This window comes from Streptomyces pinistramenti, assembly GCF_020564935.1.
GTDB classification, from domain to species: Bacteria; Actinomycetota; Actinomycetes; order Streptomycetales; family Streptomycetaceae; genus Streptomyces; species Streptomyces pinistramenti.
In genome coordinates, this window is record NZ_JAJCXB010000045.1 from 15,340 (window position 1) to 40,195 (window position 24,856).

Below are 24,856 nucleotides of genomic sequence, written 5' to 3' on the forward strand. Positions count from 1 at the left end.
GCCCAGGACCCCGGGAAACAAGGGCGGCGGCGGGCCCGCGCCCGTGCCGCCCGGTCCCGGCGCTCCCCCGCAGGCCGCCGCGCGCGGCCGCATCAGACCCGTCCGCAGGCATCTGCCCGCCAGCCCCTGGCTGTTCCTCGCCCCCGGCCTGCTGATCGTCGGCGGGTTCAGCCTGTATCCGTTCCTGAGCACGGTGGTGAACTCCTTCACCGATGCCCGCACCCTCATCGCGGGACAGTACGTGGGCGGCGCCAACTACCAGGAGCTGATCCATGACGCGATGTTCTGGACCGGTCTGCGCAACAGCCTGCTGTACGTCCTGGGGGTCGTGCCGCTGCTGGTGATCCTGCCGCTGCTGCTGGCCCTGCTCGTCCAGGGGCGCATCCCCGGGATCACATTCTTCCGTGCCGCGTTCTACACGCCGGTGGTGGCGTCCGTCGTGGTGGTCGGGCTGATCTGGGTGTGGCTGCTGGACGACCGCGGGCTGATCAACGCCGTGCTGGAGGCGGTCGGCTTCGGCAAGGTCGGCTTTCTCAGCGATCCGTGGCTGCTGCTGTTCAGCGCGATGGCGGTCACGGTCTGGAAGGGCCTCGGCTACTACATGATCATTTATCTGGCGGCGCTGGCCAACGTGCCGCGCGAACTGCACGAGGCGTGCGCGGTCGACGGCGCGGGGGCGCTGCGCCGGTTCTGGACGGTCACCGTCCCCGCGGTGCGCTCCACGATGGTGCTGGTGGCCGCGCTCTCCTCGGTCGGCGCCTTCAAGGTGTTCTCCGAGGTCTATCTGATGGCCGGGCCGACCGGCGGGCCCGGCGGCGAGGACACCACGCTGGTGATGCTGGTCCAACAGGTCGGCACGGGTCTCAACGGCCGGGTCGGCTATGCGTCGGCGCTGTCCGTCGTGGTGTTCGTGATCACGCTGGGACTGATGCTGCTGGTGCTGCGCGCCAACCGCAAGGAGGACGCATGAGTGCCACGGCGGAACAGGAACGGCGGGCCGCGCCGGACGGCGGCGGCCGCGTACGGCGGCGCAGGAGCGGCCGCCGGACACCGGTATGGCAGTGGGTACTGCGCTACCTGCTGCTGCTCGCCGTGCTGGCGCTGACCGTGGGGCCGTTCCTGTGGCAGCTGTCCACCTCGCTCAAGGGGGCGGGCGAGGACATCTACCGCTATCCGCCGAGCCTGGTGCCGCACGAGGCGACGCTGGACAACTACGCCGGCGTCGCGAAGATCATCCCGGTCTGGGACTTCGCGCTGAACTCCCTGAAGGTCGCGGTCGCCAACGTGCTGACGAACTGTCTGGGCGCGGCGCTGGCGGGCTACGCGCTGGCCCGGATGCGGTTCCGCGGCCGGAAAGCCGCGCTCGTCGTCTTCCTCATGGCGATGCTGGTGCCGGTGGAGAGCATCATGATCGCCCAGTTCGTCACGATGCGGGAACTCCAGCTCAACAACACCCTCATCGGCGTGCTGCTGCCCGCCTGTATCGGCGCCATGAACGTCCTGCTGATGCGGAACGCCTTCGCCGCGCTGCCGTACGAGGTGGAGGAGGCGGCGTTCGTCGACGGTGCCAACGCCTGGCAACGGTTCCTGCGGATCGCGCTGCCTTCGGTCAAGGGCACCCTGGCAGTGGTGGCGATCTTCGCCTTCATGGGGGCGTGGGACGACTTCCTGTGGCCGCTGATCGTGCTCAGCGACCAGTCGAAATTCACCCTGACGATCGGCCTGAACTTCCTGCACGGCACGTTCGCGAACAACCAGCGCCTGGTCGCGGCCGGCACCGTCATCGCCGTGCTCCCCCTGATCGTGTTGTTCGCCTGTCTGCAGCGTTTCTTCTTCCGCGGTGTCGGTGAGGGTGCGGTCAAGGGCTGACCTCCGCAGCCCCCGGCCACTCCCCCGCCCCGCCTCTCACTCCCAGGGACCGCTATGCCCGAGCAGGACACCGTCCGCCGCCCGCTCCGCTTCGGCGTCAACTACACACCCGCCCACGGGTGGTTCCACCACTGGCTCGACTTCGACCTGGACGCGGTACGCGCCGATCTCGACGCCATCGCCGCGCTCGGCCTCGACCACGTCCGGGTCTTCCCTCTCTGGCCGGTGTTCCAGCCCAACCGCACCCTGATCCGGCCGGCCGCCGTCGACCAGCTGGTGCGGCTGGCGGACGCCGCGGCCGAACGGGGCCTCGACATCAACGTCGACGGCCTCCAGGGTCACCTGTCGAGCTTCGACTTCCTGCCCGCCTGGACACAGACCTGGCACCGCCGCAGCCTCTTCACCGACCCGGACGTCCTGTCGGGCCAGGAGGAATACCTGCGCACGCTGGCGGCAGCGCTCGCCGACCGGCCCAACTTCCTCGGCATGACACTGGGCAACGAGATCAACCAGTTCTCGGACGGCCCGCATCCGGACCCGGACCGGATCACCGAGGCGCAGGCCGGTGCGTGGCTGGACCGGATGCTGGCGGCCTGCGAGCGTGGCGCGCCCGGCCGGATGCATCTGCACGCCGCCTACGACGCCGCCTGGTATCGCGACGGACACCCCTTCACCCCGGCGCACGCCGCCCGCCGGGGTGCCGTGACGGCCGTGCACTCCTGGGTGTTCAACGGCACGGCGCAGCGGCACGGGCCTGCGGGCACCGCGACGGAGCAGCACGCGGCCTATCTGATCGAGCTGTCGAAGGCGTGGGCGAGCGATCCGCACCGCCCGGTGTGGCTCCAGGAAGTCGGCGCCCCCGCCCCGCACATCCCGGAGGATCAGGCGGCGCGGTTCACCGAGGCCACCGTCCGCAACGCCCTGGACTGCCCGGACGTGTGGGGCGTGACGTGGTGGTGCTCGCATGACGTGTCCCGGTCGCTGGCGGACTTTCCCGATCTTGAGTACGGCCTCGGCCTGCTCGGCAACGACGGGACGGTCAAGCCGGCGGGCAAGGCGCTCGCCGCGCTGGCCGGCGAGTGGGGCGGGCGGGTGCACCGGCCCGCGGTGCGCGCCACCGCCCTCGCCGTGGACGCGGGCGACGCGGACGCGGCCCCCCGCCGCTCGGTGTGCGCGCCCGGCGGCGCCGTCTTCGAAGCCTGGGCGCGGCTGGCCGGACAAGGTGTGCGGCCCGCCCTCGTACTGGCCGAACGCGCCGATGACGTACAGCATTTGACGGCACGTGGCATCACGGAGGTCCGTTCACCGCAGGAGGTCCTGGCCTGACCAGGGCCGCCGGTCTCCGGCGGCGCTCCGGCCGCGGCCGTGCCGGCAGCCCGTCCCACCCGTTCACCGACCGCGCCTTCGGAGGAGCCCATGCCCCAGGAACCGTTCCCGTTGTCCCGCCGCCGTGTGGTGCTGGCCGGTGCCGGTGCCGCCGCCGCGCTGTTCGGCCCGCCGCTGGGCGCGGCCCCGGCCGCCGCACGGCCCCCGTCGGCGGCGGCCGAGGCCGCGCCCCTCCAGCCGTACGCGTCGTACTGGTTCCCCGACTCGCTGCCGGACGGCACGCCGGGCGACGGCGTGACCTGGCGCAGCCTGCTGGCCTGGACGCCGCAGGCCGATCGTGACCTCGCGTTCAACACCGCGACCGTGCCGCTCGCCCGGCGGTTCACGCCGGTCGCCGCGAACACCACGGCCCGGGGAGGCCAGGCCGGGATCAGCGCCCTCGCGGCGTTCGACCACACCGCGGGGAACCCCTCACAGGGCTCCGCCACCGCCGACCGCTACACCCCGACCCACTGGGCCTACCTCGACGAACTGGTCTTCTGGGGCGGCTCGTCCGGCGAAGGGCTGATAGTGGCCCCCAGCGCCCCGGTGGTGGACGCCGCGCACCGCAACGGCGTGCCGGTCCTGGGCACCGTGTTCCTGCCGCCGGCCGCGTACGGCGGGCGGCTGCGCTGGACCCGCGACCTGGTGCAGAAGGACACGGCGGGCCGCTTCCCGCTGGCCGCGAAGCTGGTGGAGGTGGCCGGAACGTACGGCTTCGACGGGTGGTTCATCAACGCCGAGACCGACGGCGGGGACGCCGCACTGGCCGCCGATATGCAGGCGTTCCTGCGGGCACTGCGCGCGGCGGGTACCGGCCGTGGGCTGCGCATCACCTGGTACGACGCGATGGACCGCGACGGCCGGGTGGGCTGGCAGGGCGCACTCAACTCCCGTAATCAGACGTTCTTCCAGGACGCGCACGGGCCGGTCGCCGACACGATGTTCGTGGACTTCCGCTGGAGTGCGCAGCGGCTCGCCGACTCCGGGCGGCTGGCGGAGCAACTGGGCCGCAGCCGGTACGCGTTGTGGGCCGGGGTCGATGTCGAATCCGCGGGCTGGGACACCGCCACCGACTGGGACGCGATCCTCCCGGCCGGGCGCGACCACGTGGTCTCGTACGGCTTCTACCGGCCGGACTGGACGCTGAACCATCGGCCCGAGGGGCGCACCCCCGGGCAGTTCCACGCGGCGGACGACCGTTTCTGGTCGGGCGAGGGCCTCGATCCGACCCGCCCCGGCGGCACCGGAGGCGGCTGGCGGGCGCCGGCCACCGCCGTGGCCGACCGTTCCACGCTGGACGCGCTGCCGTTCGGGACGTCGTTCAACACCGGTCACGGGTTGCGCTGGTACGACGACGGCGCCGCGGTGTCCGACGCACCGTGGCATCACCTCGGGCTCCAGGACCGGCTGCCCGCCCGGCGCTGGGTGGTCCGCGCCCAAGGCCAACGCCCGGACGTGACACTGGACTTCGAGGACGCCTGGCGCGGCGGCAGCAGCCTGCGGGTGCGGGGCGACCTCGCCGAGCCGGCGACGGTGGAGCTGTACACCGCGCGGCTGCCGGCCGGCGGCGCCACGACGGTCGACCTGGTGCACCGGGCCGACGCGGAGTCCGGTCCTGTCACCGTGGAGGTGGCCGTCGCGCTGCGGGAGCCCGCGGCCCCCGGGGAGCCCGCCCCCTTCGCCTGTCTGCCCGCCGGGACCATCGCACCGGGCGACGGCTGGCGCCGCACGTCCGTACGGCTCGGCCCCCTCGGGCCCGGCACGCTCCACGCGCTGGGTGTGCGGCTGACCGGCCGGGGCGGCACTCCGGTCGCTTGGCGGCTCGGCCTGCTGGCCGTCCGGGACGGGGACGCGGCGATACCGGCGGCGCCCACCGGCGCGGCCGTCACCGACGCGGCGACCGCCGGCGGCGCGACCGCCCTGCGGCTGTCCTGGCGGCGCGCCCCCGGGCCGGTGCGCCACTACGAGGTGTCGCGCCACCTGCCCGGCGGCGCCGTCCGGTTCCTCGGCGGCACCTGCGGCACCGCGTTCCACCTGCCGGGGCTGCGCCGCGCCGGGACGGAACCGGCCGCCGTGCTCCGCATCCGGGCGGTCGGCGAACTGTTCACCGCCTCGGAGCCCGCCGTGATCCGGCACTCCTGGTAGCCGACCGCCCGCCCGTACCACCGCACACCCCTCATCACGACGTTACGGAGCCACCTCCCATGCATGACGATCGCGCACTGGTCGAAGCCCGCCTCAAGCGGGTGCTGGACGAACGCATCCGGCCCGCCCTGTACCCGGACGCGGTGCCGCTGGAGGTGGCGGCCTGGGTCGCGCCGGGCGAGCCGGTTCCGGTGGCCGAGGGCCTGGCGGCGGCGCATACGCCGGTGGCCGTCGGGGACGAGTGGGGCGCGCCCTGGGCGACGACCTGGTTCAAGGTGACAGGCGAGGTGCCTGCGGAATGGGCGGGACGGACCGTGGAAGCGGTGCTGGACCTGGGATTCGACGAGCGGATGCCCGGGTTCCAGTGCGAGGCGCTGGTCTACACGCCGGACGGCGACCCCGTGAAGGCCATCAACCCCCGCAACCAGTGGGTGCGGGCCGGCGCTCCGGTGCAGGGCGGCGAACGCGTCGAGTGGCACCTCGAAGCGGCGTCCAACCCGGTGATCCTGGACGTCCATCCCTTCCAGCCCACCCCGTTGGGCGACCGGGAGACCGCGGGCGACGCGCCGCAGTACCGGCTGGCGCGGATGGATCTGGCGGTGTTCGACACCACGGTGTGGGAACTGGTCCAGGACCTGGAGGTGCTCGGGGAGCTGATGACCGAGCTGCCCGTGGAATCGCCGCGGCGCTGGGAGCTGCTGCGGGCCGTCGGGCGGGCGCTGGACGTGGTGGACCTCCAGGACGTCAACGGGTCGGCGGATGCGGCCCGTTCGGAGCTGCGTGAGGTGCTGGCCGCGCCCGCGGGCGCGTCGGCGCACCGGATCAGCGCGGTGGGACATGCGCACATCGACTCGGCGTGGCTGTGGCCGCTGCGCGAGACGGTGCGGAAGGTCGCCAGGACCACGTCGAACATGACGGCGCTGCTGGAGGACGAGCCGGAGTTCGTCTTCGCGATGTCCCAGGCCCAGCAGTACGCGTGGATCAAGGAGCACCGTCCCGAGGTCTACGCCAAGGTGAAGCGGGCGGTCGCGGAGGGCCGGTTCGTGCCCGCGGGCGGCATGTGGGTGGAGTCCGACACCAACATGCCGGGATCGGAGGCGATGGCGCGGCAGTTCGTGCACGGGAAGCGGTTCTTCCTGGAGGAGTTCGGCGTCGAGAACGACGAGGCGTGGCTGCCGGACACCTTCGGGTTCGCCGCCGGGCTCCCGCAGATCATCAAGGCGGCGGGCGCGAAGTGGCTGCTGACCCAGAAGATCTCCTGGAGCCAGATCAACGCGTTCCCGCACCACACGTTCCGCTGGGAGGGCATCGACGGCACCCGGATCTTCACCCACTTCCCGCCGGTCGACACCTACAACTGCCAGATGGCGGGCAGCGAAATCGCCCATGCGGCACGGAACTTCAAGGACAAGGGCGTGGCGCGGCACTCGCTGGCGCCGACCGGGTGGGGCGACGGGGGCGGCGGCACCACCCGCGAGATGATCGCCAAGGCCCGCCGGCTGCGCGACCTGGACGGCTCGCCCACCGTGGTGTGGGAGAAGCCGGCGGACTTCTTCGCGAAGGCGGAGGCGGAGTACCCGCAGGCGCCGGTGTGGGTGGGCGAGCTGTATCTGGAGCTGCACCGCGCGACGCTGACCAGCCAGGCGAAGACCAAGCGCGGCAACCGGCGCAGCGAACACCTCCTGCGTGAGGCCGAACTGTGGTCGGCGACGGCGGCCGTCACGGCCGGACATCCCTACCCGTACGCGGAGTTGGACCGGATCTGGAAGACGGTGCTGCTGCACCAGTTCCACGACATCCTGCCCGGCTCGTCGATCGCGTGGGTGCACCGTGAGGCGGAGCGTACCTACACGGCCGTCGCCGCCGAGCTGGAGCAGCTGATCGCGGACGCGCTGGGCGCACTGGCCGGCACGGGCGGGACGGAGCTGGTGGCGAACGCGGCACCGCACCCCAGGTCAGGCGTCGCGGCCGGGGCCCTGGCGCCGGCGGTGCCCGACGGCGCCGAGGTCGTGGCCGAGCCGCGCGCCGGCGGCGGGTTCGTCCTCGCCAACGGCCTGCTGCGGACCGAGATCGACGCGCACGGCCTGATCGTCTCCGCGTACGACCTGACGGCCGGGCGGGAGGCCGTCGCGCCGGGCGGCGCCGCCAACCTCCTCCAGATCCACCCGGACTTCCCCAACATGTGGGACGCCTGGGACGTGGACGCGTTCTACCGGAACGTCGTCACCGATCTGACCGCGGCGGACGAGGTGACGCTCGACGCGGCCTCCGGGGACGCGGCGACGGTGCGGGTGGTCCGGAGCTTCGGCGACTCGCGCGTCGTGCAGACGCTGACGCTCACCCGCGGGCAGCGGCGCATCGACATCGACACCGAGGTCGACTGGCACGAGACCGAGAAGTTCCTCAAGGCCGCCTTCCCGCTCGACCTGCACGCCGAACGCTACGCCGCGGAGACCCAGTTCGGGCACCTGTACCGGCCCACCCACACCAACACCAGCTGGGAGGCGGCCAAGTTCGAGACCTGCGCACACCGCTTCGTGCACATCGATGAGCCGGGCTGGGGTGTCGCGCTGGTCAACGACGCCACGTACGGCCACGACGTCACCCGCACCGTCCGCGACGCACCGGACCGCGGCACGACGACGACCGTGCGGCTCTCGCTGCTGCGCGCGCCGCGGTTCCCCGACCCGGAGACCGACCAGGGGCTGCACCGCTTCCGCTACGCCCTCGCCCCCGGAGCCGCCATCGGCGACGCGGTGCGCGAAGGCCACCGCATCAACCTCCCCGAACGTCGCGTCCCGGGCGCGGGCCCGGTCGCTCCGCTGGTCACGGTGGACAACGACGCGGTCGTGGTGACGGCCGTGAAGCTCGCCGACGACGGCAGCGGCGACGTGGTCGTCCGGCTGCACGAGGCGCACGGCGGGCGGGCCACCACGGCGGTCACCACCGCCTTCGGCCTGGCGGACGCCCATGCCACGGATCTGCTGGAGCGCCCGGTGGACGACGGCCCCGAGCTGCACCGGGACGGCCGCACGGTGCGGATGGCGCTGCGGCCGTTCCAGATCGTCACGCTGCGCCTGAGCCGGGCGGGCGGCGCCGGCTGACCTGCGGTGCCGGGCGGGCGCGGGTCACTCCTCCTCGACCTCGCGCCCGTCCGGACGGCCGCCGCCCGCCATGGGGCGGGTGTCGCGGCCCGGATGCAGATCCAGCATGTCCATCAGCAAGGACAGGTCGTCCGCGTCCCGCGCCCGGTCGGCCAGCGTCATCCTGGCGCGCCGCCGTTCCTCGTCATCCGGTGCGGGGCGCGGCGCGGCGCTGTCGGCGCTGCGGTGTTCATCGCTCACCGCTGCATTCTCGGCCGGGCCCCGCCGTCCCGCCCGCCGAACGGCCATCCGGGCGGCACCGCAGGCCGTGTTCCCGTGCCCGGCGCGCGGATGCAGAACGTGCGGCAGGGGGTGATGCTGGAGCCGTGGGGGATCGTCGCGAGGAGGATGACCCATGTCCATGATGGACAAGCTCAAGAGCATGCTGAAGGGCCACGAAAGCCAGACCGGCAAGGGCGTGGACAAGGCCGGCGACTACGTCGACGAAAAGACCCAGGGCAAGTACAGGAGTCAGGTGGACAAGGCCCAGGACAAGCTCAAGGACGAGTTCGGCCGCGGGGACCAGGGTCAGCCGCCGCAGACCTGACAACGTGAACCGGGCGCCCGCGCACCGGCTCACCCACCCCGTGCCCCCGTGGCGGGCGCGCCGGTCGGCGCGTCCGGGCGGGGCACAGGTGCGTACGGGGTTCCGCGGCCCGGAGCAGCGGGGGCGCGCACCGGCCGGGGCCCACACATCACCGGCCGCTCACGACCCGGACAGGCTCCCGTGGTCACGGTCCGGCGGAGATCTGCACGCCGCGCAGTGGTCCATCCTCCTGGACGGCGCCGCCCGCGCCGAGCGCCCGGGAAATGTCGTCGGCGGTGAACCCGGCGAGATGGAGCCCGGCCTCCTCCCCCGCGTCGGCCCGCTCCCGCTTCCTGCGCCGCACGTCGATCGCCTCGACGGTCACCGCGCGCGGCCCGCCGGGCAGCGCGATCTCCGCCTGCCGGCCGGTACGGACCGTTCCGGACCGCATCCGCCCGGTGAACACCACGCCGCGGGCGGGCAGCACGAAGACCGGTCCACCGTGAGCCGGAAGGGTTCGACGCTCCCGTCCTGCCGCGCTTCCTCGCCTCGTCCGAAGAGCCCCATGCCCGAGATCTGGCACGGGCAGCGCGACCTCCCGGTACGGATTCCGCGACCGGCTCCGACCGCCTGGGGGGCTCCCGCAGCGCCGGGTGGCGGTTCTACGCTGGACCGATGATCACTATCTCCGCCCGGCTCGCCCCCGATGTCCTGATGCGCCCGGTGACGCCGGACGACGCCGCGGGGCTGGCCCGTGCGCAGCGGCGCAGCCGCGACCACCTCAAGCCCTGGGATCCGGCCCGCAGCGAGTCCTTCTACACGACCGAAGGGCAGCGGGCGCGCCTGGAGGTCCAACGGGCCGAGCAGGAGGCGGAGCGGATGCTGTCCTGGGTACTGGTGCGGGACGGGGACGAGTACGGGGACGAGGACGACATCGTCGGCGGGATCGTCCTCAGCGACATCGTGCGGGGCCAGTTCCGCAGCGCCGACCTGGGCTACTGGATCGACGTGGGCCACGTGGGCCGCGGTCTCGCCGGCGCCGCGGTACGGCAGGTCTGCGAGAGTGCCGACTCCGTGCTGGGCCTGCACCGGCTCCAGGCCGGCACCTTGCTCGACAACGTCGTCTCGCAGCGCGTGCTGGCCAAGAACGGCTTCGAGCCGTACGGCGTCGCCGAGCGCTATCTGCACATCGCCGGCGCCTGGCGCGACCACCGGCTCTTCCAGCGGATCCTCAACGACCGCAGGCCGTGACGCGGGGCCGCAGCCCGGTCGCAGACGACGGCGCCCGCCCCGGATGGCAAGGGGGCGGGCGCCGGAATGAGACGAGGCTCAGGCCACGCGGATCTTCTCCGCCTGCGGGCCCTTCTGGCCCTGCGTGACCTCGAAGGTCACCTTCTGGCCTTCCTGGAGCTCACGGAAGCCCTGGGCCTCGATGTTCGAGTAGTGCGCGAAGACGTCGGCGCCGCCGCCGTCCTGCGCGATGAAGCCGAAGCCCTTTTCCGAGTTGAACCACTTCACCGTGCCGCTGGCCATACCTGTCTCCATTCGTTCAATGGGCTTGCATCGGCGTCCGCATGGCACGGAAACCGGAGGTGATCGCCCTGGTCCGGAGAGGCATCGCACAGAAAGAACGCCCGTGAATGCGACACGGGCGCCCGGCACTTCGGAACCACGACAGCTGATCAGGACGCTACACCGCACATCGCCCACCAGTCATCACCACCGTGGCAGTCGCGTCATCGTTCACCGGCCGAGGCCATCCGGATCCGCCGATTCCCCGGCCGGTGGCGCGCCCGTACGAGACGGCACGCGGCCGGCCGGGGTCCGGCAGGTCAGGCGCCCCGCCGGCTGCGCCACAGGGTGATGCCGAGGCCGGTCAGCAGCGCCGCACCGATGACGGCGTACCACCATCCCCAGGGCGCTGTGCCACCCCTGGCGCTCCGGCCCACCGCGGACGCGTGGACCACACCGGAGTGTTCGCCCACGGCCCGCGCACGGGCGCGGTCGTGGGCACGGGCCCGATCGTGATCGCGGGCACGAGCGCGGTCCTGGTCCCGGTCGTGGTCCCGGTCTTCGACGCGGGCATCATCGTGATCATGGGCTCGGGACGTGGTGCCCGTCGCGGGCCCCACCTTGTCCGGCAGCACGGCGACCGGGGAGGCGTCGGGCGCCGCGGAGAAACCCCAGTCCAGGAGGGCGCGGGCTTCTTCGTAGACGGCGTTGTACTCGCCGGACTGCGGGTTCATGACGGTGACCAGCAGGGTCCGGCCGTCCTGCTGTGCCGCGGCCACCAGGGTGTTGCCCGCCTGGCTGGTGTAGCCGTTCTTCACGCCGACCAGGCCGGGGTACGGGGTCACGCCGTGCGAGCCCACCAGCAGCCGGTTGGTGTTCTGGATGCCGAACGAGTCCGGGCCGCCGGATTCGGGGAACTGCGCCTCCTTGGTGGCGGCGAAGCGCGCGAAGTCCCGGTTGGTCAGCCCGGCCTTGGCGAACAGCGTGAGGTCGTACGCGGAGGACACCTGGCCCGGCGTGTCGAAGCCGTCCGCCGACTCCACCGTCGTGTCGCGGGCGCCGACGCGGCGGGCCATGTCCCGCATGTCCGAGACGGTCTCCTGCCAACCGCCGTTCATCGAGGCCAGGGTGCGCACCGCGTCGCTGCCTGAGCTGAGGAAGACCCCGCGCCAGAGGTCGGCGACGGAGTAGCGGGTGTCTTCCTTGATGCCGACGAGGGAGCTGCCCTGGTTGATGCCGGACAGGTCGTCCTCGGAGACGGTGTGCACGGTGTCCTGCCCGAATTTCGGGAGCACGGTCAGCGCGAAGAGCGTCTTGAGGGTGCTGGCGGGCGGCAGCTGCCGGTGCGCGTTCTTGGCGGCCAGGATCTTCCCGTCGGACGCGTCGGTGACCATCCACGACAGGGCCGAGACGGAAGGCGGCTCGGAGACGTCCGACCGGAACTGCACACCGCTGCGGTCGAGCCGGGCACCGGAGCCTTCGGCGCCCGGCTCATCATCCGTGCCGGACGACCCGACGCTGCCCGGCGGACCGGCGGTGGCCGGAGGGCAGGTGACCACCAGACACGCGGCACAAACGACCGCTGCGGTACCGGCTTTGACGGAAGGCCAACTAGCTGACGACATGAGGCCACGCTAGGAACGACGCCTGCCGATCGCCGGTTGGAGTGCTCCATACGGTTCACCGGCTCCCCCGACGGCGTTGAGGAGGCGTCATCCCCGCCGGGCCGGCCGGCCGCGGCACGCCGGGGCGACACGCCGGTTCTGCGGGCGGCCGGCCCGTGTCGCCCCGGGTCAGTTCCTGCGGGTCACCAGATCTCGTTGACCCACTCGGGGTGGTCGACGAACGGGTTGCGGTTGTGCTGGTACTTGTCGAATATCACCTGGTTGCGGTGCTTCTCGAAGGTGTCCGGCGGGTCCTGCTGGTTCCACTTCTCCAGGACCGAGAGGCGGCCGATGTTCGGCTGCGAGCCGTTGTCGACCTTGTCGTTGGGTTCGAGGTCGGGGAACCCGTCCTCGCCGTCGTAGCGGACGGCCATGTAGAGGATCATGCGCGCGACATCGCCCTTGACCGCGTCCCGGGGCTCGAAGGAGTCGTCGTCGGTGCGGTTGCCCGGCGCCTCTTCGACCTCCGAACCGCCGTTGTCGAAGTCCTTATTGCCGCGGATGCTGTTGACGGACACATCGGCGGGCCGCAGGTGGTGGATGTCCGTGCCGGGTCCGGTGGCGGTGCCGAAGTCGCCGTGCGATTTCGCCCAGACGTGTTCGCGGTTCCAGTCGTCCGGATTTCCGCCGTGACTGTCCTTGCTCTGGGAGCGGCCGGAGTACAGCAGGATGACGTTCTTGCTGTTGGCCGGGTCCTCGTCGGTGTCCTTGAGTGCGTCCCAGACCTGGTCGTACGACAGCTTTCCGGTCTGGGTGCTGCTGATGATCCGGTGCAGCGAATCCTTGAGCTCCTGGCCGGTCTTGCCGATGGCGTCCTTGTAGTACGTGTCGTCGTAGGCGCCGGCGGATATCGCGGCTGCGGCGGGTATGGACGAGTGACGGGCGGCCGGTCCTGCGGCCGGAGTGGCCGTCGCGGTGGCCGGGACCTGTGCGGCCACCGCGACCAGTACGGTCCCTGCGGCCACGGCAAGCACGGTGCGGCGACCTCTGCGGGTCACGCGGGTGTTGTCCACGGATGGTGTCCTCTCCCCGAAATGTGGCATCGGGCCGCGTGATGTGGGGGGCACGGCCGACGCCGGCCGTTGGGTATACGGCCGCAGGCAGCTTTCCATCGCTGTAATCACCACATGTGAACGCAAGGAGAGAGTTGTGTGGTCAGGTGGTGACGGTCACACATTTCACGCCGGACGCCCCCTCGGATCCGGCCTCCCCGGCCGGTGCGGGCAGGGAGTCCGTGTCCGGTGTTGCCGGGCGGGCTGATGTCCGGTGGGCATGGAGGAGGTCGGGGACCGGCCCGCCGAAGAGCCGACGAGGACGCCGAGAGCGCTGAAGGGGGAGCGGACGGCGTTCGCCAACGGGCAGACGTTCCCGGCACGTTGGACGCGGCGACATCGTCGGGCTCCTCGTGACACCGACCAGGCCGGCCCCCGTCATCAGCGCAACGACGGGCACCGCACGCTGCGCGAACAGGGGCGAACCCCGCGGACGCGGATTCCCGAGATCACCCAGAACTCCGCGCGGGCACAGGGCACGGTCAACTCTCTTCATTTTTTCTACCCGATCGTTCCAGTAAAGCCTCAGACGGAATTCCCACGGAGGAGAGGGCGGCAAAGGGGCACCGCCCCGGATGACGGCGGGCCGGCTCAGCGCAGCAGCGTCAGCGCCTGGTCGACCGCGTCGTCCAGGCGCCGCTCGTCCTGCGTCTTCGCGATGACGTGCAGGCCCTGGATGAAAGTCACCAAGAAGCGGGCCAGGGAACGGGGTTGAGCGTTCTCGTCCAGCTCCCGCTGCCCCTTGGCCCGGATCAGGGCGCCCGTGAGGGCGTTCTCCACGTCGCGCAGCGCGGTGTCGATCCGGCGGCCGGCACCGGCGTCGCCGGGGAGGAGTTCGGTGGCCGAATTGGTCACCAGGCAGCCCTTGCGCTCCTCGTCCTGGTGGCACTGCGCGGCGTGCCCGAGCAGGAAGTCCCGTACCGCGGAGAGCGCCGAACCCGGGCGGCTGAGCAGTTCGAGGGCCACGTTGCCCTGCCCCTCGCAGTAGCGGTCCAGCGCCTTGAGGTACAGCTCGTGCTTACTGCCGTACGTCGCGTAGATACTGCCCCTGTTGATGCCGAGGTGATCGACCAGGTCTTGCATCGACGTGGCCTCGTACCCCTGGCGCCAGAACAGCTCCAGGGCCGCTCGCAGCGCCGCGTCCGGGTCGAATTCCTTGCTTCTGCCCATGGGAGGGATCTTACAAATTTCTAACTGCTCGTTACGGTAAGCAACAGGCAGTCGATCGCCTCCTCTTGACGGCTTGTCGCCCCTGTCCTGAATTGCCGCGATGCTCCCATCGGGTGAACCGCGGCGGACTGCGCAACCCCCGTACCGCGGAGAGGGTTCTGGATGGTCGAGACGTCCTACCTGATCGTGAGCTGTGGAGGCCCCCGATGTCGCCGTACTGCGAGCAGTCCCCGATCGGCACCGAAGGCGGCAACTGGGCCGGGCCCGCCGCCGTGACCACCGCCCACGAGCAGTGGCCCGCCGCCGTGACCCACCAGCCGGCCCCCCGGTGGCCCCATCAGCAGCCGGTGCATCTCCCGGCCATGGCGGTCCCCATGCCCATGCCCCACCCGTGCGCCCCGGCGGACGAGTTGCTGCCGCCGCCGCGCCCCGAAGACCGGCTGCCGACCGTCCCGCGGCCCACGGGAACGCCGCCCCAGAACCCGGTCCCGCGCCCGGAAAGTCGGCTGCACGCGCCGGTGTCCACATCCGACCGCCGTCGCCTTGACCTCCAAGTGGCGCTCACCGCCGCGGGGGTCGCCCCGGCCCCGGAGGACGCGGCCGCGCTGCGCGCCCTCGCGGGTCTGGACGACGCCACGACCACCGCCGTCATCAACTGGATCGGCACCGCGGCCCGCACCGCGCCGTAGCCGGCACCCGGCCCCTCGGGCGGCGCGTCCCGGCGGCGCCGCACGTCACCTCACCTCACCGCAGTCCCGGCAGCGGCAGGCTCCGCAGCTCACCGATCCGCAGGGCGCGGGCCAGGGCCAGGAAGACGAGGGCCATGGTGGCGCCGCCCGCTATCAGGGCGAGCGCCGGGGCCCAGCCGGTCGACGCCGGGAGGCTCGATGAGGCCGTGGCGGCGAGTCTGCCGAGCACTCCGGCCACGGCTGCGGCCGCCGCCAGCTTTCCGTAGGTCCGGCACAGGCGCCGCCCGTCGAGCCTGCCGTACAGCCGCCTGCGCAGCCGCAGTGCGGTGATCAGCAGCCCGACGCCGTAGGCAACGGCGTAGGCGGCGGCCATGCCGGTGACCGACCAGCGGACGGGCAGCAGCAGATGGCAGCCGGTGGCCAGGGCGATGTTCACGGCCGCGATCCAGGCGCCCATCCAGAACGGCGTACGGGTGTCCTCGAAGGCGTAGAAGCCGCGCAGCAGCAGGTACTGGGCGGAGAACGGGATCAGGCCGAGCCCCAGCGCCTGGAGCATGTGCCCGGCCGGCGCGGCCGATGCGGCGTCCACCGCGCCGTGGGCGAGCAGGAGTTGGGCGGTCTGCGGCCCGAAGGCGAGGAAGAAGAAGGCGGCCGGCACGATGACGACGCCGCTGACGCGCAGGGCGCGGGAGAGGTCGCCGCGCAGGTCGTCGAGGCGGTGTTCGGCGACCGCGCGGCTCATCCGGGGCAGCAGCGCGGTGACCAGGGACACGGTGACGATCGACTGCGGCAGCATCCAGATCGTCTGCACGTAGGAGTACGCGGTGAATCCGACTCCTGAGGTGGGGAGTTGACGGTCGGCGGCGTTGGCGAAGTGGGTGACGACGGTCATCGCGGCGAGGTTGGCCAGGACGAACAGCAGCGTCCACCGGGCGGCGGTGAAGCTCTTGCGCAGGCCGGTGCCGCGCCAGTCGAAGCGCGGGCGGAAGCGGAAGCCACAGGCCCGTACGAACGGGATCAGGGCGAGGCCCTGGACGGCGATGCCGAGGGTGGTGCCGATGCCCAGGAGGTCGATCTGGCCCTGGGTGATGTCCTCGACGCGGTCGGGGCCCGTCAGCAGCCCGATGTAGAGACCGAGCACCGTGATCAGGATGATGTTGTTGAGGACCGGCGTCCACATCATCGCGCCGAACTTCTGCCGGGCGTTGAGGACTTGGCCGAGGATGAAGTACAGGCCGTAGAAGAAGATCTGCGGCAGGAGGAAGCGGGCGAAGACGACGGTGAGGTCGAACGCGGCGTGCGTGTCGGCGCCGTCGGGTGCGTAGACGGCGACGATCTGCGGGGCGGCCCACAGGGCGAGGAGAGTGCCGGCGCCGAGGACGCACAGCACCAGGGTGACCAGGCGCTGTTCGTAAGCGCGGCCGCCGTCCTGGTGCTCGACACGGGCGCGGACCAGCTGCGGCACCAGTACGGAGTTCAGCGCCCCGCCGATGAGCAGGGTGTAGATGCTCATCGGGACGACGTTGGCGGTGTTGTAGGTCGTCGCGAGCAGTCCGGTGCCCAGCGCTCCTGCCTGGAGCACCTGCCGGATCAGGCCCGTCGCGCGCGAGGCCATGGTCCCCATCGCCATCAGCAGGGAGGAGCGCATCGCGCCGTTGGCCCTGGCCGCCGCGTGGCGCCGCCGCCCGGCGCATGGCTCCCCCGGCCCTTCGGCTGCGTCCCCCGCCCCGCCTGGTCCCGGTGGTGCGGCGGCGGTTCCTGCCTGCGCCCGCAGGCGCAGGGTGTCGGTGTCGTGCGTCCCCTCCGTCATGGCCCCAATCTATGCCGGGGCACTGACAACGCCCTTTCGATGGGCGCGGTTGGCGCGCACCGGGCGTCCGGCGGGGCCGCGCGGCGGTCCGTTCAGCCGGTGTCCCCGGGCGCCAGGTCGGGCCGGAGCCGGTGCCATGACGGCTGCCGCAGCAGCCCCGCCCTCGTCTCGGTGGCGTAGCGGACCTCGCCCACCAGCCGCGGCAGGACCCACCGGGCGTCCGGGACCGGCGGCACCTCGGCGAACGGACAGTCGTCCACGGCCGCGATCCGCAGCAGTTCGGCGAGCAGGGCCCGTTCGCGGTCGTTCCATCCCGTGCCCACGTTGCCGACGTAGCGCAGCGCCCCCGCCTCGTACCGGCCCAGCAGCAACGCCCCGGGCAGCCCCGCGAGATGGCCCCGGCCCGGCACCCAGCCGCCGACGATCGCGTCCACGGTCCGGATGTTGCGGATCTTGATCCAGGAGCGGGAGCGGATGCCCGGTGTGTAGACGGAGTCGAGCCGCTTGCAGACCACGCCTTCCAGGCCGCGCTCCTTGGTGGCCGCGAGCGCCTGCGCACCGTGGCCGTGCAGCGCGGCCGGCGTCGACCAGTACGGCCCCCGGAGCCCGAGGCCCTCCAGCGCCGCGCGGCGCTCGGCGTACGGCAGCCGCAGCAGGCTGCGGCCCCGGAGGAACATCACGTCGAACAGCAGGAGATGGACGGGATTTCCCGGCACCAGCCGGGCGGCCTTCGCCGACGGCCCGGACCGCCCCATCCGGTACTGCAGCCGCTCGAAATCGGGCCGTCCCTCCTCGTCGAGCGCGACCACCTCGCCGTCCAGCACGGCCGGCGCCCCGTCGTCGGCGGCGGCGCCCAGGGACAGCAACTCGGGGTAGGCGGCGGTGATGTCGGCGCCCGAACGGGATCGCAGCAGCAGCGTGCCGTCGCCGGGCAGCTCGACGACGGCACGCTGCCCGTCGTGCTTGCTCTCGTACGCCCACCGCCGGTCGTCGCGCGCGGCCGGGAGGGTGCCCGGCGTGGCGAGCATGGGAGTGATCCGGGGCAGCGTCGTCACCGGGCGGCCTTCGGGAGCGGTCGTGCGCGGTTGAGGTTGAGGAGCGGGCCGAGCAGGTCTCCGTGGCGGGCCAGCCGGCCGGCGATCTCGCCGAACAGGAAGGAGAGTTGACCGGGTTCCGTGCAGGCGGTGACCTCGTCCCAGGTGACCGGGGTGGAGACGGTGGGGGTGCGGCGGGCGCGCAGGGTGTAGGGCGCGGCGGTGGTCTTGGCCGCGGAGTTCTGCGAGAAGTCGAGGAACACCTTGCCGGGGCGCAGTTCCTTCTTCATTTTGTGGACGACCAGTTCCGGCAGGGCGGCCGCGGCTTCGACGGCGAGGGTCTTCGCGTAGGCGGTGGTGTCGTCCGACGGGGTGGGCTCGACGGGAACGATGAGATGCAGGCCCTTGGAGCCGCTGGTCTTGGCGTAGACGTGCAGGCCGTCGGCGGCCAGCCGGTCGTGCAGCCACCGGGCGGCGGCGCAGCATTCGACGATGGTGGCCGGTTCGCCCGGGTCGAGGTCGAGGACGAGCCGGTCGGCCGTCCCGGGAGCGTCCACGGTCCACTGCGGGACGTGCAGTTCGACGACGAGGTTCGCGGCCCACACCAGGGAGGAGACGTCCTGGAGCACCACCTGGCGGCCGTGGTCCGCCGACTTGCGGGGCACTTCGGAGGTCTTCACCCAGGAGGGGGTGCCGGGCGGCACGTTCTTGGTGAAGAAACGCTGGCCGTCCGGCCCGTCGGGGAAGCGCAGGAAGGACACCGGCCGGTCGTGGAGGTGCGGCAGTATCGCGCCCGCCGTGGTCGTGACGTAGTGCAGCATCTCGCCCTTGGTGGTGCCGGTCTCCGGATAGAGGACCTTCTCCAGGCGGGTGAGCGAGAGGCGCCGCCCCTCCACGACCGTAATAGGCGACATACGATGAGAATCCCACACAAGGGATGAATGATGCGATCTGTATGGAATGGCGTTATTTCCTTTGGCCTGGTCAGCATCCCCGTGAAGACCTACAGCGCCACGAACCGCAGCTCCTCGGTGTCCTTCGTCCGGATCCACGACAAGGACGCCGGGCGGATCCAGTACCGCAAGTTCTGCGAACTGGACGGTGAGGAGGTGCCGAACGAGGAGATCGGCAAGGGGTACCAGGCGGGCGACTCGATCGTGCCGATCACCGACGACGATCTGTCCCGGCTGCCGCTGCCGACCACGAAGACGCTGACGATCCTGTCGTTCCTCGACGCCGGCGAGATCGACCCCCTCCAGATGGACAAGTCCTACTACCTGGGGCCCAACGGTCCGGCCGCCGTCAAGCCGTACACCTTGCTGCGGGAGGCGCTGGAGCACCACGGGAAGGTCGCCATCGGCAAGGTGGCGATGCACGGGCGGGAGACCCTGGCGATGCTGCGGTCCCACGACGGGGCGATCGTGATGCACGCACTGTTGTGGCCCGACCAGATCCGTTCGACGTCCGGTGTGGTGCCGGACGGCGTCGAGATCCGCGAGAACGAGCTGACGCTGGCCGAGACCCTGATGGATTCGCTGGGCGAGCTGGATCCCGGCGAACTGCACGACGACTACCGCGAGGCCGTCGAGGCGCTGGTCACGGCGAAGCTGGAGGGCGGCGAGCCGGTCGCGCCCGCCTCGTCCGACACGTCGGGGGGCCAGGTGATCGACCTGATGGCCGCGCTGGAGAGCAGCGTGCGGGCGGCCCAGGAGGGGCGCGGGGAGAGGGCTGCGGACGAGGACGAGGAACCCGCGTCGGTCACCCCGATCCGGGGCCGGAAGACGGCCAGGCGTGACGCGGAGCCGTCCGGCGCGGACAAGGGCAGCGCGGGCAGGGGCGGCACGAAGAAGCCCGCGGCGGCGAAGGCCCCGGCCAAGAAGACGGCGGCGAAGAAGACCGCGGCGTCCGGTGCGAGGAAGCCCGCGGCGAAGAAGACTGCCGGCGGGCGGGCGAAGGCCGACGGCTCCGGGGCCGGCAGCGCGTCATCGTCGGCCAAGTCCGGTACGTCCGGCGGCACATCGGCCCAAAAGGGCACCGCGAAGAAGGCGGCGGCGAAGAAGAGCGGGAAGCGGGCGTCGGCCTGAGCGCCTTGATCGCGAGCATCCACGCCGCTCGCGGCCGGTCCGCACGGGGCAGGCGGGCCACGCGCCCGCCCGGCAGCGCCTCCTGTGGCACTCCCCGGGGCTCCGGCGCGTGTCCTAGAGTCGTGGCATGGCTTCAGACGAGGGGAACACCCGCATCGACAGCTGGATCTGGTCCGTCCGGCTGACCAAGACGCGCTCGCTGGCCGCGACCGCCTGCCGCGCGGGGCACGTCCGGGTCAACGGGGAACGGGTGAAGCCCGCCCACACGGTGCACACGGGGGACGAGGTGCGGCTGCGGCACGCAGGGCGGGAGCGGATCGTGGTGGTCTCGCGGCTGGTGCGCAAGCGGGTGGGCGCGGCCATCGCCGCCGAGTGTTTCGTCGACAACACCCCGCCGGCCCCGCCGCGCGAAGAGATCCCCCTCATCGGCATCCGCGACCGGGGCACCGGGCGGCCGACCAAGCGGGACCGCCGCGAGATCGAGCAGCTGCGCGGCCACTGAGCCGGCCCGCTCCGGCCCTCACTCCCCCGCAGCCGCGTCCAGATAGACCCATGCGCCGTCCTCACGGACGAAGCGGCTGTTCTCGTGCTGGGTGTCGGCGTGCCCGCGCAGGGTGGAGTGCGCGCGGAATTCCACCGTGCCTTCGGTGTGGAACGCACTGCCTCCTGTCGTCCCGAGGATTTCCAGGCCGGTCCACCGCCGCCCACGGTCGAGTTCGAGGCCGGACGGGCGGGTCGACGGGTGCCAGGTGCGCAGCAGGTAGGCCGGGTCGCCGACGGCGAAGGCGGCGTAGCGCGAGCGCATCAGCCGCTCGGCGGTGGGGGCGGCGGCGCGGCCCTGGTGGAAGGGCGCGCAGCAGTCGCGGTAGGACGCGTCGCGGCCGCAGGGGCAGGGGCTTTCGGGGGTGACCGCGGCGGCGCGGCGGGGCTTGTTCTTCGGCACACCCCGATTGTGCCGGTAGGCGCAGGCGGCCGGTGCCCCGCCCAGCACACAGCGCGGGCGGCCGCCGCACAGGTGGGCCCATTTGGAGGGTTTCAACGATAAATCACCCATTTGCAGCTTTTGGGCGCTTGGTACCCCCTGTGAGGCTGGAAGAACTCACGGTGACCGTCCCCACCACCCAGGAGAGAACCTCATGATTCTGTCCATTTCCGGCGTCGTACTGTTCGGCCTGATCGTCTTCCTCTTCTTCCGCAAAGACGGCCTCAAACCCTCGCACGGGCTGGTGTGCGCACTCTTCGGGTTCTATCTGGCGGGCTCCGCCATCGCGCCGAGCATCAAGGCGGGCAGCGCGAGCCTGGCCAGCCTCCTGGGAGGCATCAAGATCTAGGTCCTGTCGTCGCGCCCGCCGCGCGGCACCGGACCCGCCCCTCCGGTGCACCCGCCGCCCCGCCGCCCACGTCCCGTGCCCACGCCCGTGGGCGACGGGGCCGTGCGGACGCAGAGCCCCGTCACAGCCGCGTACCGACCCCAGGAGACAGATGTGGCCCGGCGCCCCCTGCCCCGCATCCTGACCGACAGCGCCTCGCTCGCCCGCAGCCGCGAGCTGGCGCGCACCGCAGCCGACAGCGCGACCGATGTGTTCCATCCGCTGATCACCATCAGCCGCGGCCTGAGCAGGCTGGCCGTCTCCGGCGGGCAGCGCTGGTCCGCCACGCCCAAGGAGCGCCGGGGCCCGCTGGTCTTCCTCGTCGCGGCCTGCCTGCTGGTCACGACGTTCGTGCCGTACGGACCGCTGCTGGCGCTGGTCGGGGCGATGGGCACGGCGGCCTGGGCGGGGCGGGAACACACACCGGCGCAGACCGGCCTCAGTGAGGCGGAGGCGGAGCGCCTCCGGACGCTGTACGAGGCACTGGTGCCGTACTTCTCCCGCGACGGCGACCCCAGCCCGCTCTACGTCCACGGCGGCGACTGCGAGGAGGCGTTCGAGGAGTACGCCTTCGGCGACGACGGCCGGATCGGGCGGCTCCAGCTGAGATACCCGGCGTACTTCACCGACGGCGAGGCCCCGTCCCGGGCCCGTATCGAGCAGGTGCTGCACGCCAAGTGCGGCCGCGGGCGCGAGTACCACTTCGGGTGGGACGAGGAGGCCAACCGGCTGCTGCTGACCGTCCTCGATCCGCTGCCCACCGATATCGCCGCGCAGCGGTTCGTGACCTCGCCCGGCGAGGCGGTGCTGGGCTTCACCGATCACGTGTCGGTGCGCAGGACACTGCCGGTTGCCGATCCCGACGGCACCCGGGACGAGCCGCCGGTCGTCTGGCGTACCGGCCCGCGGTCCACCGAGCCGCACCTGCTCGTACTGGGGCAGCCGGGAGCGGGAACCACCACGCTGCTGCGGTCGCTCGCGCTCCAGGCGCTGCAGCACGGCGATGTGCTGATCATCGACGGCAGCGGAATGGGCGAGTACGGGTGCCTGGCCGGGCGGGGCGGCGTGCTCGGAGTGGAGAGCGGTCTGTCGGGCGCGCTGGCGACGCTGGAATGGGCGGCGCACGAGACCGAGCGGCGGCTCATCGTGGCGAACCGGGCGCGGCAGTCCGGGCTGCCGGCGCCCGACGACATCCGGCGGCCGCTGTGGATCATCGCCGACCGGCCCACCGCGCTGGCCCACCTGGCGGTTGCCGAGGGCCGGGACGATCCGCAGCGGCTGCTCCAGGTGCCGCTGCGGCACGGCCGGGCGGCGCAGGTCACGGTGGTGGTGGCGGACCAGTTCGAGAGCGCCGACCTGCTGAGCGAACCGGTACGGACGCTCGCCCGCGCGCGGGTGCTGCTCGGGCCTGCGACGGCGGACGAGGTGGGCGCGGTGCTCGGGGCGCCGCCGCACACCACGCCGACGGCGGAGGTACCGGCCGGACGCGGCTACGCGCGGCTGGGCACGGGTCCTGTGCTGCGGCTCCAAGTGCCCGCGACCCCCGACCCGTTCGACGACGCGACGAGCGAGGCGCACCGGCAGGCGGTGCTCGCGCTGCTCCCCGACCGTACGGTCCCGGCGGGCGAGCAGGTGCCGGGGCCGACGGCGGGCGGCGAGCCGGTGCGGATGGCGAAGGCGGTGGCCGGGGAGGCGGCGGAGCCTGCGGACGGGCCGGCGCAGGCGGGGCCGGTGAACGGTGCGGTGAAGGTCAACGGCCCGGTGCAGGCCGCGGGCGCGGAGGGCTGAGGGGCGCGGGGTGCGCCGCGCCCCACAGCCGCTCCCCCGCCACAGCCCCGCGGCGGCTCAGGCGACGAATGCCCTGCGCGTGTCCGCGTCGACGGTGGCGCCGCTCGCCACCATCCGGGCCGCGGCCGCCAGCCGGGACGCGGCCTCGTCGGCGACCGCGCCGCTGACCGTGAACGGCAGCCGTACGAACCCTTCGAAGGTGCCGTCGACGCCGAACCGGGGTCCTGACGGCACCCGTACCCCGAGCCGCTCGCCCACCTCCGCGATGCGGGATCCGGAGAGGCCGCCGGTGCGGACCCAGAGGGTGAGGCCGCCGCTGGGGACGGTGAACTCCCAGTCGGGCAGCTCGCGCCGGAGGGCGCCGACGATCGCGTCGCGGTTCTCACGGGCCTCGCCGCGGCGGATCTCGACGGCCTGTTCCCAGCCCCCGGTGTCCAGCAGCGAGGCGATGGCGAGCTGTTCCAGCACGGGCGAGCCGAGGTCGGAGTAGGCGCGGGCGGCGACGAGGCTGCGGATGATGTCCGGCGCCGCGCGCACCCAGCCGATCCGCATCCCGGCCCAGAACGCCTTGCTGGCCGAGCCGACGGTGATCACGGAGCTGCCCGCGGGGTCGAAAGCGCAGACCGGGCGCGGCGGTTGGGGATCGTCGTCCAGCCGGAGTTCGGTCATGGTCTCGTCGACGACGAGCAGGGTGCCGGCCGACCGGGCGGCGTCGACCATGCGGCGCCGCTGGTCCTCGGTCGCGAGGGCGCCGGTCGGGTTGTGGAAGTCGGCCACGACGTATGCCATCCGGGGCGCCGCGTCCCGCATCACCTGGCGCCAGGCGGGGATGTCCCAGCCGGCCAGCCGTTCGGCGAGGGCCACCGGGACGAGCCGGGCGCCGGCGTCGCGCATCAGCTGGAGGATGTTGGCGTAGGACGGGGAGTCGACGGCCACTCGCTCGCCGGGGCTCGTACAGAGCCGGCAGATCGCGGCGACGGCACCCATCGCGCCGGTGGTGACCATGATCTGTTCGGGCATGGTGGGGATGCCGCGGGCGGTGTAGCGGTCGGCGAGCGCCTGGCGCAGGACGGGGAGGCCGGCCGGGTAGTCGCCGTGGGTGTGGGCGTAGAGCGGGAGGTCGGCCATGGCGCCCTGGATGGAGCGGGTCAGCCAGGGCTCGGGGGCGGGCAGGGCGGCACAGCCGAGGTCGATCATGGAGCCGCCGGCCTCCGGAGGCAGCGGTTCCAGGCCGCGGGTGGGCAGCGGGCTGCCGGCCGGTACCGCGGTCCAACTGCCCGATCCGCGGCGGGACTCCAGGAAGCCTTCGGCGCGCAGGGCCTCGTAGGCGGCGGCGACGGTGGTGCGGCTGACTCCGAGCGCCGCGGCCAGTTCGCGTTCGGCGGGGAGCCGGGCGGCGACCGGGATGCGGCCTTCCAGGACGAGGAGGCGTACGCCGTCGGCGAGGCTGCGGTAGGCGGGCAACTTGCGGCCGCCCACGGCGAGTTCGGCGTCCCGAGGGTCCTGTGACCGAAGCAGCCGGGCGAGTTGGGTCGCACCCACTGCGGAAGTCCACTGCGCCATGAGATTCAGTCCACCTTCTCCGAATTGGCTCTCGATCTTGAGCCCTGCCATGCCACATCGTGTCATGCG

General features: G+C 72.4%; 23 protein-coding genes. 12 read left to right on the forward strand and 11 right to left on the reverse strand.

The annotated features are described in order from the left end of the window. The first annotated feature begins 43 nt into the window (after positions 1–43). The 5 genes from LIU39_RS25570 (at position 44) to LIU39_RS25590 (ending at position 8,486) form a co-directional block, all read left to right on the forward strand. A complete protein-coding gene (locus LIU39_RS25570) occupies positions 44–970 on the forward strand; it encodes a carbohydrate ABC transporter permease (protein ID WP_372464040.1) in 927 nt (308 codons plus the stop codon). After that, positions 967–1,869 (forward strand): carbohydrate ABC transporter permease, encoded by a 903-nt coding sequence (locus LIU39_RS25575; protein WP_227049255.1) that lies wholly within the window; start codon positions 967–969, stop codon positions 1,867–1,869. The genes LIU39_RS25570 and LIU39_RS25575 overlap by 4 nt, the downstream gene beginning before the upstream one ends. A 54-nt stretch (positions 1,870–1,923) precedes the next feature. Then, on the forward strand, positions 1,924–3,195 hold the full coding sequence (locus LIU39_RS25580) for a glycoside hydrolase 5 family protein (RefSeq protein ID WP_227049256.1): 1,272 nt from the start codon (positions 1,924–1,926) through the stop codon (positions 3,193–3,195). Between the two features lie 90 nt (positions 3,196–3,285). Continuing rightward, positions 3,286–5,382, forward strand: coding sequence for an endo-beta-N-acetylglucosaminidase (locus LIU39_RS25585; protein ID WP_227049257.1), 2,097 nt, complete (start codon positions 3,286–3,288; stop codon positions 5,380–5,382). A gap of 59 nt (positions 5,383–5,441) precedes the next feature. Further along, positions 5,442–8,486, forward strand: coding sequence for an alpha-mannosidase (locus LIU39_RS25590; protein WP_227049258.1), 3,045 nt, complete (start codon positions 5,442–5,444; stop codon positions 8,484–8,486). Between the two features lie 24 nt (positions 8,487–8,510). On the opposite strand, the gene LIU39_RS25595 is transcribed toward LIU39_RS25590, so the two are convergent. Continuing rightward, positions 8,511–8,726, reverse strand: a complete 216-nt coding sequence (locus LIU39_RS25595) for a hypothetical protein (protein ID WP_227049259.1) — start codon at positions 8,724–8,726, stop codon at positions 8,511–8,513. Between the two features lie 154 nt (positions 8,727–8,880). Here LIU39_RS25595 and LIU39_RS25600 point away from each other — a divergent pair, with 154 nt between their 5' ends. Next, entirely contained in the window at positions 8,881–9,072 is a 192-nt protein-coding gene (locus tag LIU39_RS25600; RefSeq protein ID WP_227049260.1) for an antitoxin, read from the forward strand. 184 nt (positions 9,073–9,256) lie between these two features. On the opposite strand, the gene LIU39_RS25605 is transcribed toward LIU39_RS25600, so the two are convergent. Beyond that, positions 9,257–9,538, reverse strand: coding sequence for a hypothetical protein (locus LIU39_RS25605; protein ID WP_227049261.1), 282 nt, complete (start codon positions 9,536–9,538; stop codon positions 9,257–9,259). A 188-nt stretch (positions 9,539–9,726) separates the two neighbouring features. Between LIU39_RS25605 and LIU39_RS25610 the strand changes: the two genes are divergently transcribed. Next, complete coding sequence (locus LIU39_RS25610; RefSeq protein ID WP_227049262.1) at positions 9,727–10,302, forward strand: GNAT family N-acetyltransferase; 576 nt, start codon at positions 9,727–9,729, stop codon at positions 10,300–10,302. Between the two features lie 78 nt (positions 10,303–10,380). Here the strand turns inward: LIU39_RS25610 and LIU39_RS25615 are convergent, their stop codons facing one another. The 4 genes from LIU39_RS25615 to LIU39_RS25630 form a co-directional block, all read right to left on the reverse strand. Beyond that, positions 10,381–10,584, reverse strand: a complete 204-nt coding sequence (locus LIU39_RS25615) for a cold-shock protein (protein WP_227049263.1) — start codon at positions 10,582–10,584, stop codon at positions 10,381–10,383. A gap of 299 nt (positions 10,585–10,883) precedes the next feature. Further along, on the reverse strand, positions 10,884–12,188 hold the full coding sequence (locus tag LIU39_RS25620; RefSeq protein ID WP_227049264.1) for a D-alanyl-D-alanine carboxypeptidase family protein: 1,305 nt from the start codon (positions 12,186–12,188) through the stop codon (positions 10,884–10,886). Between the two features lie 182 nt (positions 12,189–12,370). Continuing rightward, a complete protein-coding gene (locus LIU39_RS25625; RefSeq protein WP_227049265.1) occupies positions 12,371–13,240 on the reverse strand; it encodes an endonuclease I family protein in 870 nt (289 codons plus the stop codon). Between the two features lie 630 nt (positions 13,241–13,870). Further along, positions 13,871–14,449, reverse strand: coding sequence for a TetR/AcrR family transcriptional regulator (locus tag LIU39_RS25630; RefSeq protein ID WP_227049266.1), 579 nt, complete (start codon positions 14,447–14,449; stop codon positions 13,871–13,873). Positions 14,450–14,655: 206 nt separating this feature from the next. On the opposite strand from LIU39_RS25630, the gene LIU39_RS25635 reads away from it, so the two are divergent. Continuing rightward, the gene (locus LIU39_RS25635) at positions 14,656–15,138 is read left to right on the forward strand and encodes a hypothetical protein (protein WP_227049267.1); all 483 of its coding nucleotides are present in this window, start codon (positions 14,656–14,658) and stop codon (positions 15,136–15,138) included. A gap of 55 nt (positions 15,139–15,193) precedes the next feature. Here the strand turns inward: LIU39_RS25635 and murJ are convergent, their stop codons facing one another. The 3 genes from murJ to ligD (LIU39_RS25650) all read right to left on the reverse strand — a co-directional run bounded on the left by murJ (position 15,194) and on the right by ligD (LIU39_RS25650) (position 18,896). Further along, entirely contained in the window at positions 15,194–16,948 is a 1,755-nt protein-coding gene (murJ, locus tag LIU39_RS25640) for a murein biosynthesis integral membrane protein MurJ (protein WP_372464037.1), read from the reverse strand. Between the two features lie 92 nt (positions 16,949–17,040). Next, positions 17,041–18,003, reverse strand: coding sequence for a non-homologous end-joining DNA ligase (ligD, locus tag LIU39_RS25645; RefSeq protein WP_227049268.1), 963 nt, complete (start codon positions 18,001–18,003; stop codon positions 17,041–17,043). After that, entirely contained in the window at positions 18,000–18,896 is an 897-nt protein-coding gene (gene ligD / locus LIU39_RS25650) for a non-homologous end-joining DNA ligase (RefSeq protein ID WP_227049269.1), read from the reverse strand. The genes ligD (LIU39_RS25645) and ligD (LIU39_RS25650) overlap by 4 nt, the downstream gene beginning before the upstream one ends. Positions 18,897–18,926: 30 nt before the next feature. Here ligD (LIU39_RS25650) and ku point away from each other — a divergent pair, with 30 nt between their 5' ends. Together ku and LIU39_RS25660 are read left to right on the forward strand one after the other, a co-directional pair. Next, positions 18,927–20,066, forward strand: coding sequence for a non-homologous end joining protein Ku (gene ku / locus LIU39_RS25655; protein WP_227049293.1), 1,140 nt, complete (start codon positions 18,927–18,929; stop codon positions 20,064–20,066). A 127-nt stretch (positions 20,067–20,193) separates the two neighbouring features. Beyond that, positions 20,194–20,568: an RNA-binding S4 domain-containing protein gene (locus LIU39_RS25660; protein WP_227049270.1), complete on the forward strand. Its 375-nt coding sequence runs from the start codon at positions 20,194–20,196 to the stop codon at positions 20,566–20,568. Between the two features lie 18 nt (positions 20,569–20,586). On the opposite strand, the gene LIU39_RS25665 is transcribed toward LIU39_RS25660, so the two are convergent. Beyond that, positions 20,587–21,009 (reverse strand): YchJ family protein, encoded by a 423-nt coding sequence (locus LIU39_RS25665; RefSeq protein ID WP_227049271.1) that lies wholly within the window; start codon positions 21,007–21,009, stop codon positions 20,587–20,589. 193 nt (positions 21,010–21,202) lie between these two features. Here LIU39_RS25665 and LIU39_RS25670 point away from each other — a divergent pair, with 193 nt between their 5' ends. Both LIU39_RS25670 and LIU39_RS25675 read left to right on the forward strand, forming a co-directional pair. Beyond that, positions 21,203–21,397 carry a hypothetical protein gene (locus LIU39_RS25670; protein ID WP_227049272.1) on the forward strand — a complete coding sequence of 65 codons (195 nt, stop codon included), beginning with the start codon at positions 21,203–21,205 and terminating at the stop codon, positions 21,395–21,397. 153 nt (positions 21,398–21,550) lie between these two features. Beyond that, positions 21,551–23,224 (forward strand): hypothetical protein, encoded by a 1,674-nt coding sequence (locus LIU39_RS25675; protein WP_227049273.1) that lies wholly within the window; start codon positions 21,551–21,553, stop codon positions 23,222–23,224. Positions 23,225–23,281: 57 nt separating this feature from the next. Here the strand turns inward: LIU39_RS25675 and LIU39_RS25680 are convergent, their stop codons facing one another. Further along, positions 23,282–24,787 (reverse strand): SCO1417 family PLP biosynthesis transcription factor, encoded by a 1,506-nt coding sequence (locus tag LIU39_RS25680; RefSeq protein WP_227049274.1) that lies wholly within the window; start codon positions 24,785–24,787, stop codon positions 23,282–23,284. Positions 24,788–24,856: the final 69 nt, after the last annotated feature.

Coding starts and splice junctions, on each gene's coding strand:
- LIU39_RS25575 (WP_227049255.1), top strand. CDS start 967: ATGAGTGCCACGGCGGAACAGGAACGGCGGGCCGCGCCGGACGGCGGC.
- LIU39_RS25580 (WP_227049256.1), top strand. CDS start 1,924: ATGCCCGAGCAGGACACCGTCCGCCGCCCGCTCCGCTTCGGCGTCAAC.
- LIU39_RS25585 (WP_227049257.1), top strand. CDS start 3,286: ATGCCCCAGGAACCGTTCCCGTTGTCCCGCCGCCGTGTGGTGCTGGCC.
- LIU39_RS25590 (WP_227049258.1), top strand. CDS start 5,442: ATGCATGACGATCGCGCACTGGTCGAAGCCCGCCTCAAGCGGGTGCTG.
- LIU39_RS25600 (WP_227049260.1), top strand. CDS start 8,881: ATGTCCATGATGGACAAGCTCAAGAGCATGCTGAAGGGCCACGAAAGC.
- LIU39_RS25610 (WP_227049262.1), top strand. CDS start 9,727: ATGATCACTATCTCCGCCCGGCTCGCCCCCGATGTCCTGATGCGCCCG.
- LIU39_RS25615 (WP_227049263.1), bottom strand. CDS start 10,584: ATGGCCAGCGGCACGGTGAAGTGGTTCAACTCGGAAAAGGGCTTCGGC.
- LIU39_RS25620 (WP_227049264.1), bottom strand. CDS start 12,188: ATGTCGTCAGCTAGTTGGCCTTCCGTCAAAGCCGGTACCGCAGCGGTC.
- LIU39_RS25630 (WP_227049266.1), bottom strand. CDS start 14,449: ATGGGCAGAAGCAAGGAATTCGACCCGGACGCGGCGCTGCGAGCGGCC.
- LIU39_RS25635 (WP_227049267.1), top strand. CDS start 14,656: ATGTCGCCGTACTGCGAGCAGTCCCCGATCGGCACCGAAGGCGGCAAC.
- murJ (WP_372464037.1), bottom strand. CDS start 16,948: ATGACGGAGGGGACGCACGACACCGACACCCTGCGCCTGCGGGCGCAG.
- ligD (WP_227049269.1), bottom strand. CDS start 18,896: ATGTCGCCTATTACGGTCGTGGAGGGGCGGCGCCTCTCGCTCACCCGC.
- ku (WP_227049293.1), top strand. CDS start 18,927: ATGCGATCTGTATGGAATGGCGTTATTTCCTTTGGCCTGGTCAGCATC.
- LIU39_RS25660 (WP_227049270.1), top strand. CDS start 20,194: ATGGCTTCAGACGAGGGGAACACCCGCATCGACAGCTGGATCTGGTCC.
- LIU39_RS25670 (WP_227049272.1), top strand. CDS start 21,203: ATGATTCTGTCCATTTCCGGCGTCGTACTGTTCGGCCTGATCGTCTTC.
- LIU39_RS25680 (WP_227049274.1), bottom strand. CDS start 24,787: ATGGCGCAGTGGACTTCCGCAGTGGGTGCGACCCAACTCGCCCGGCTG.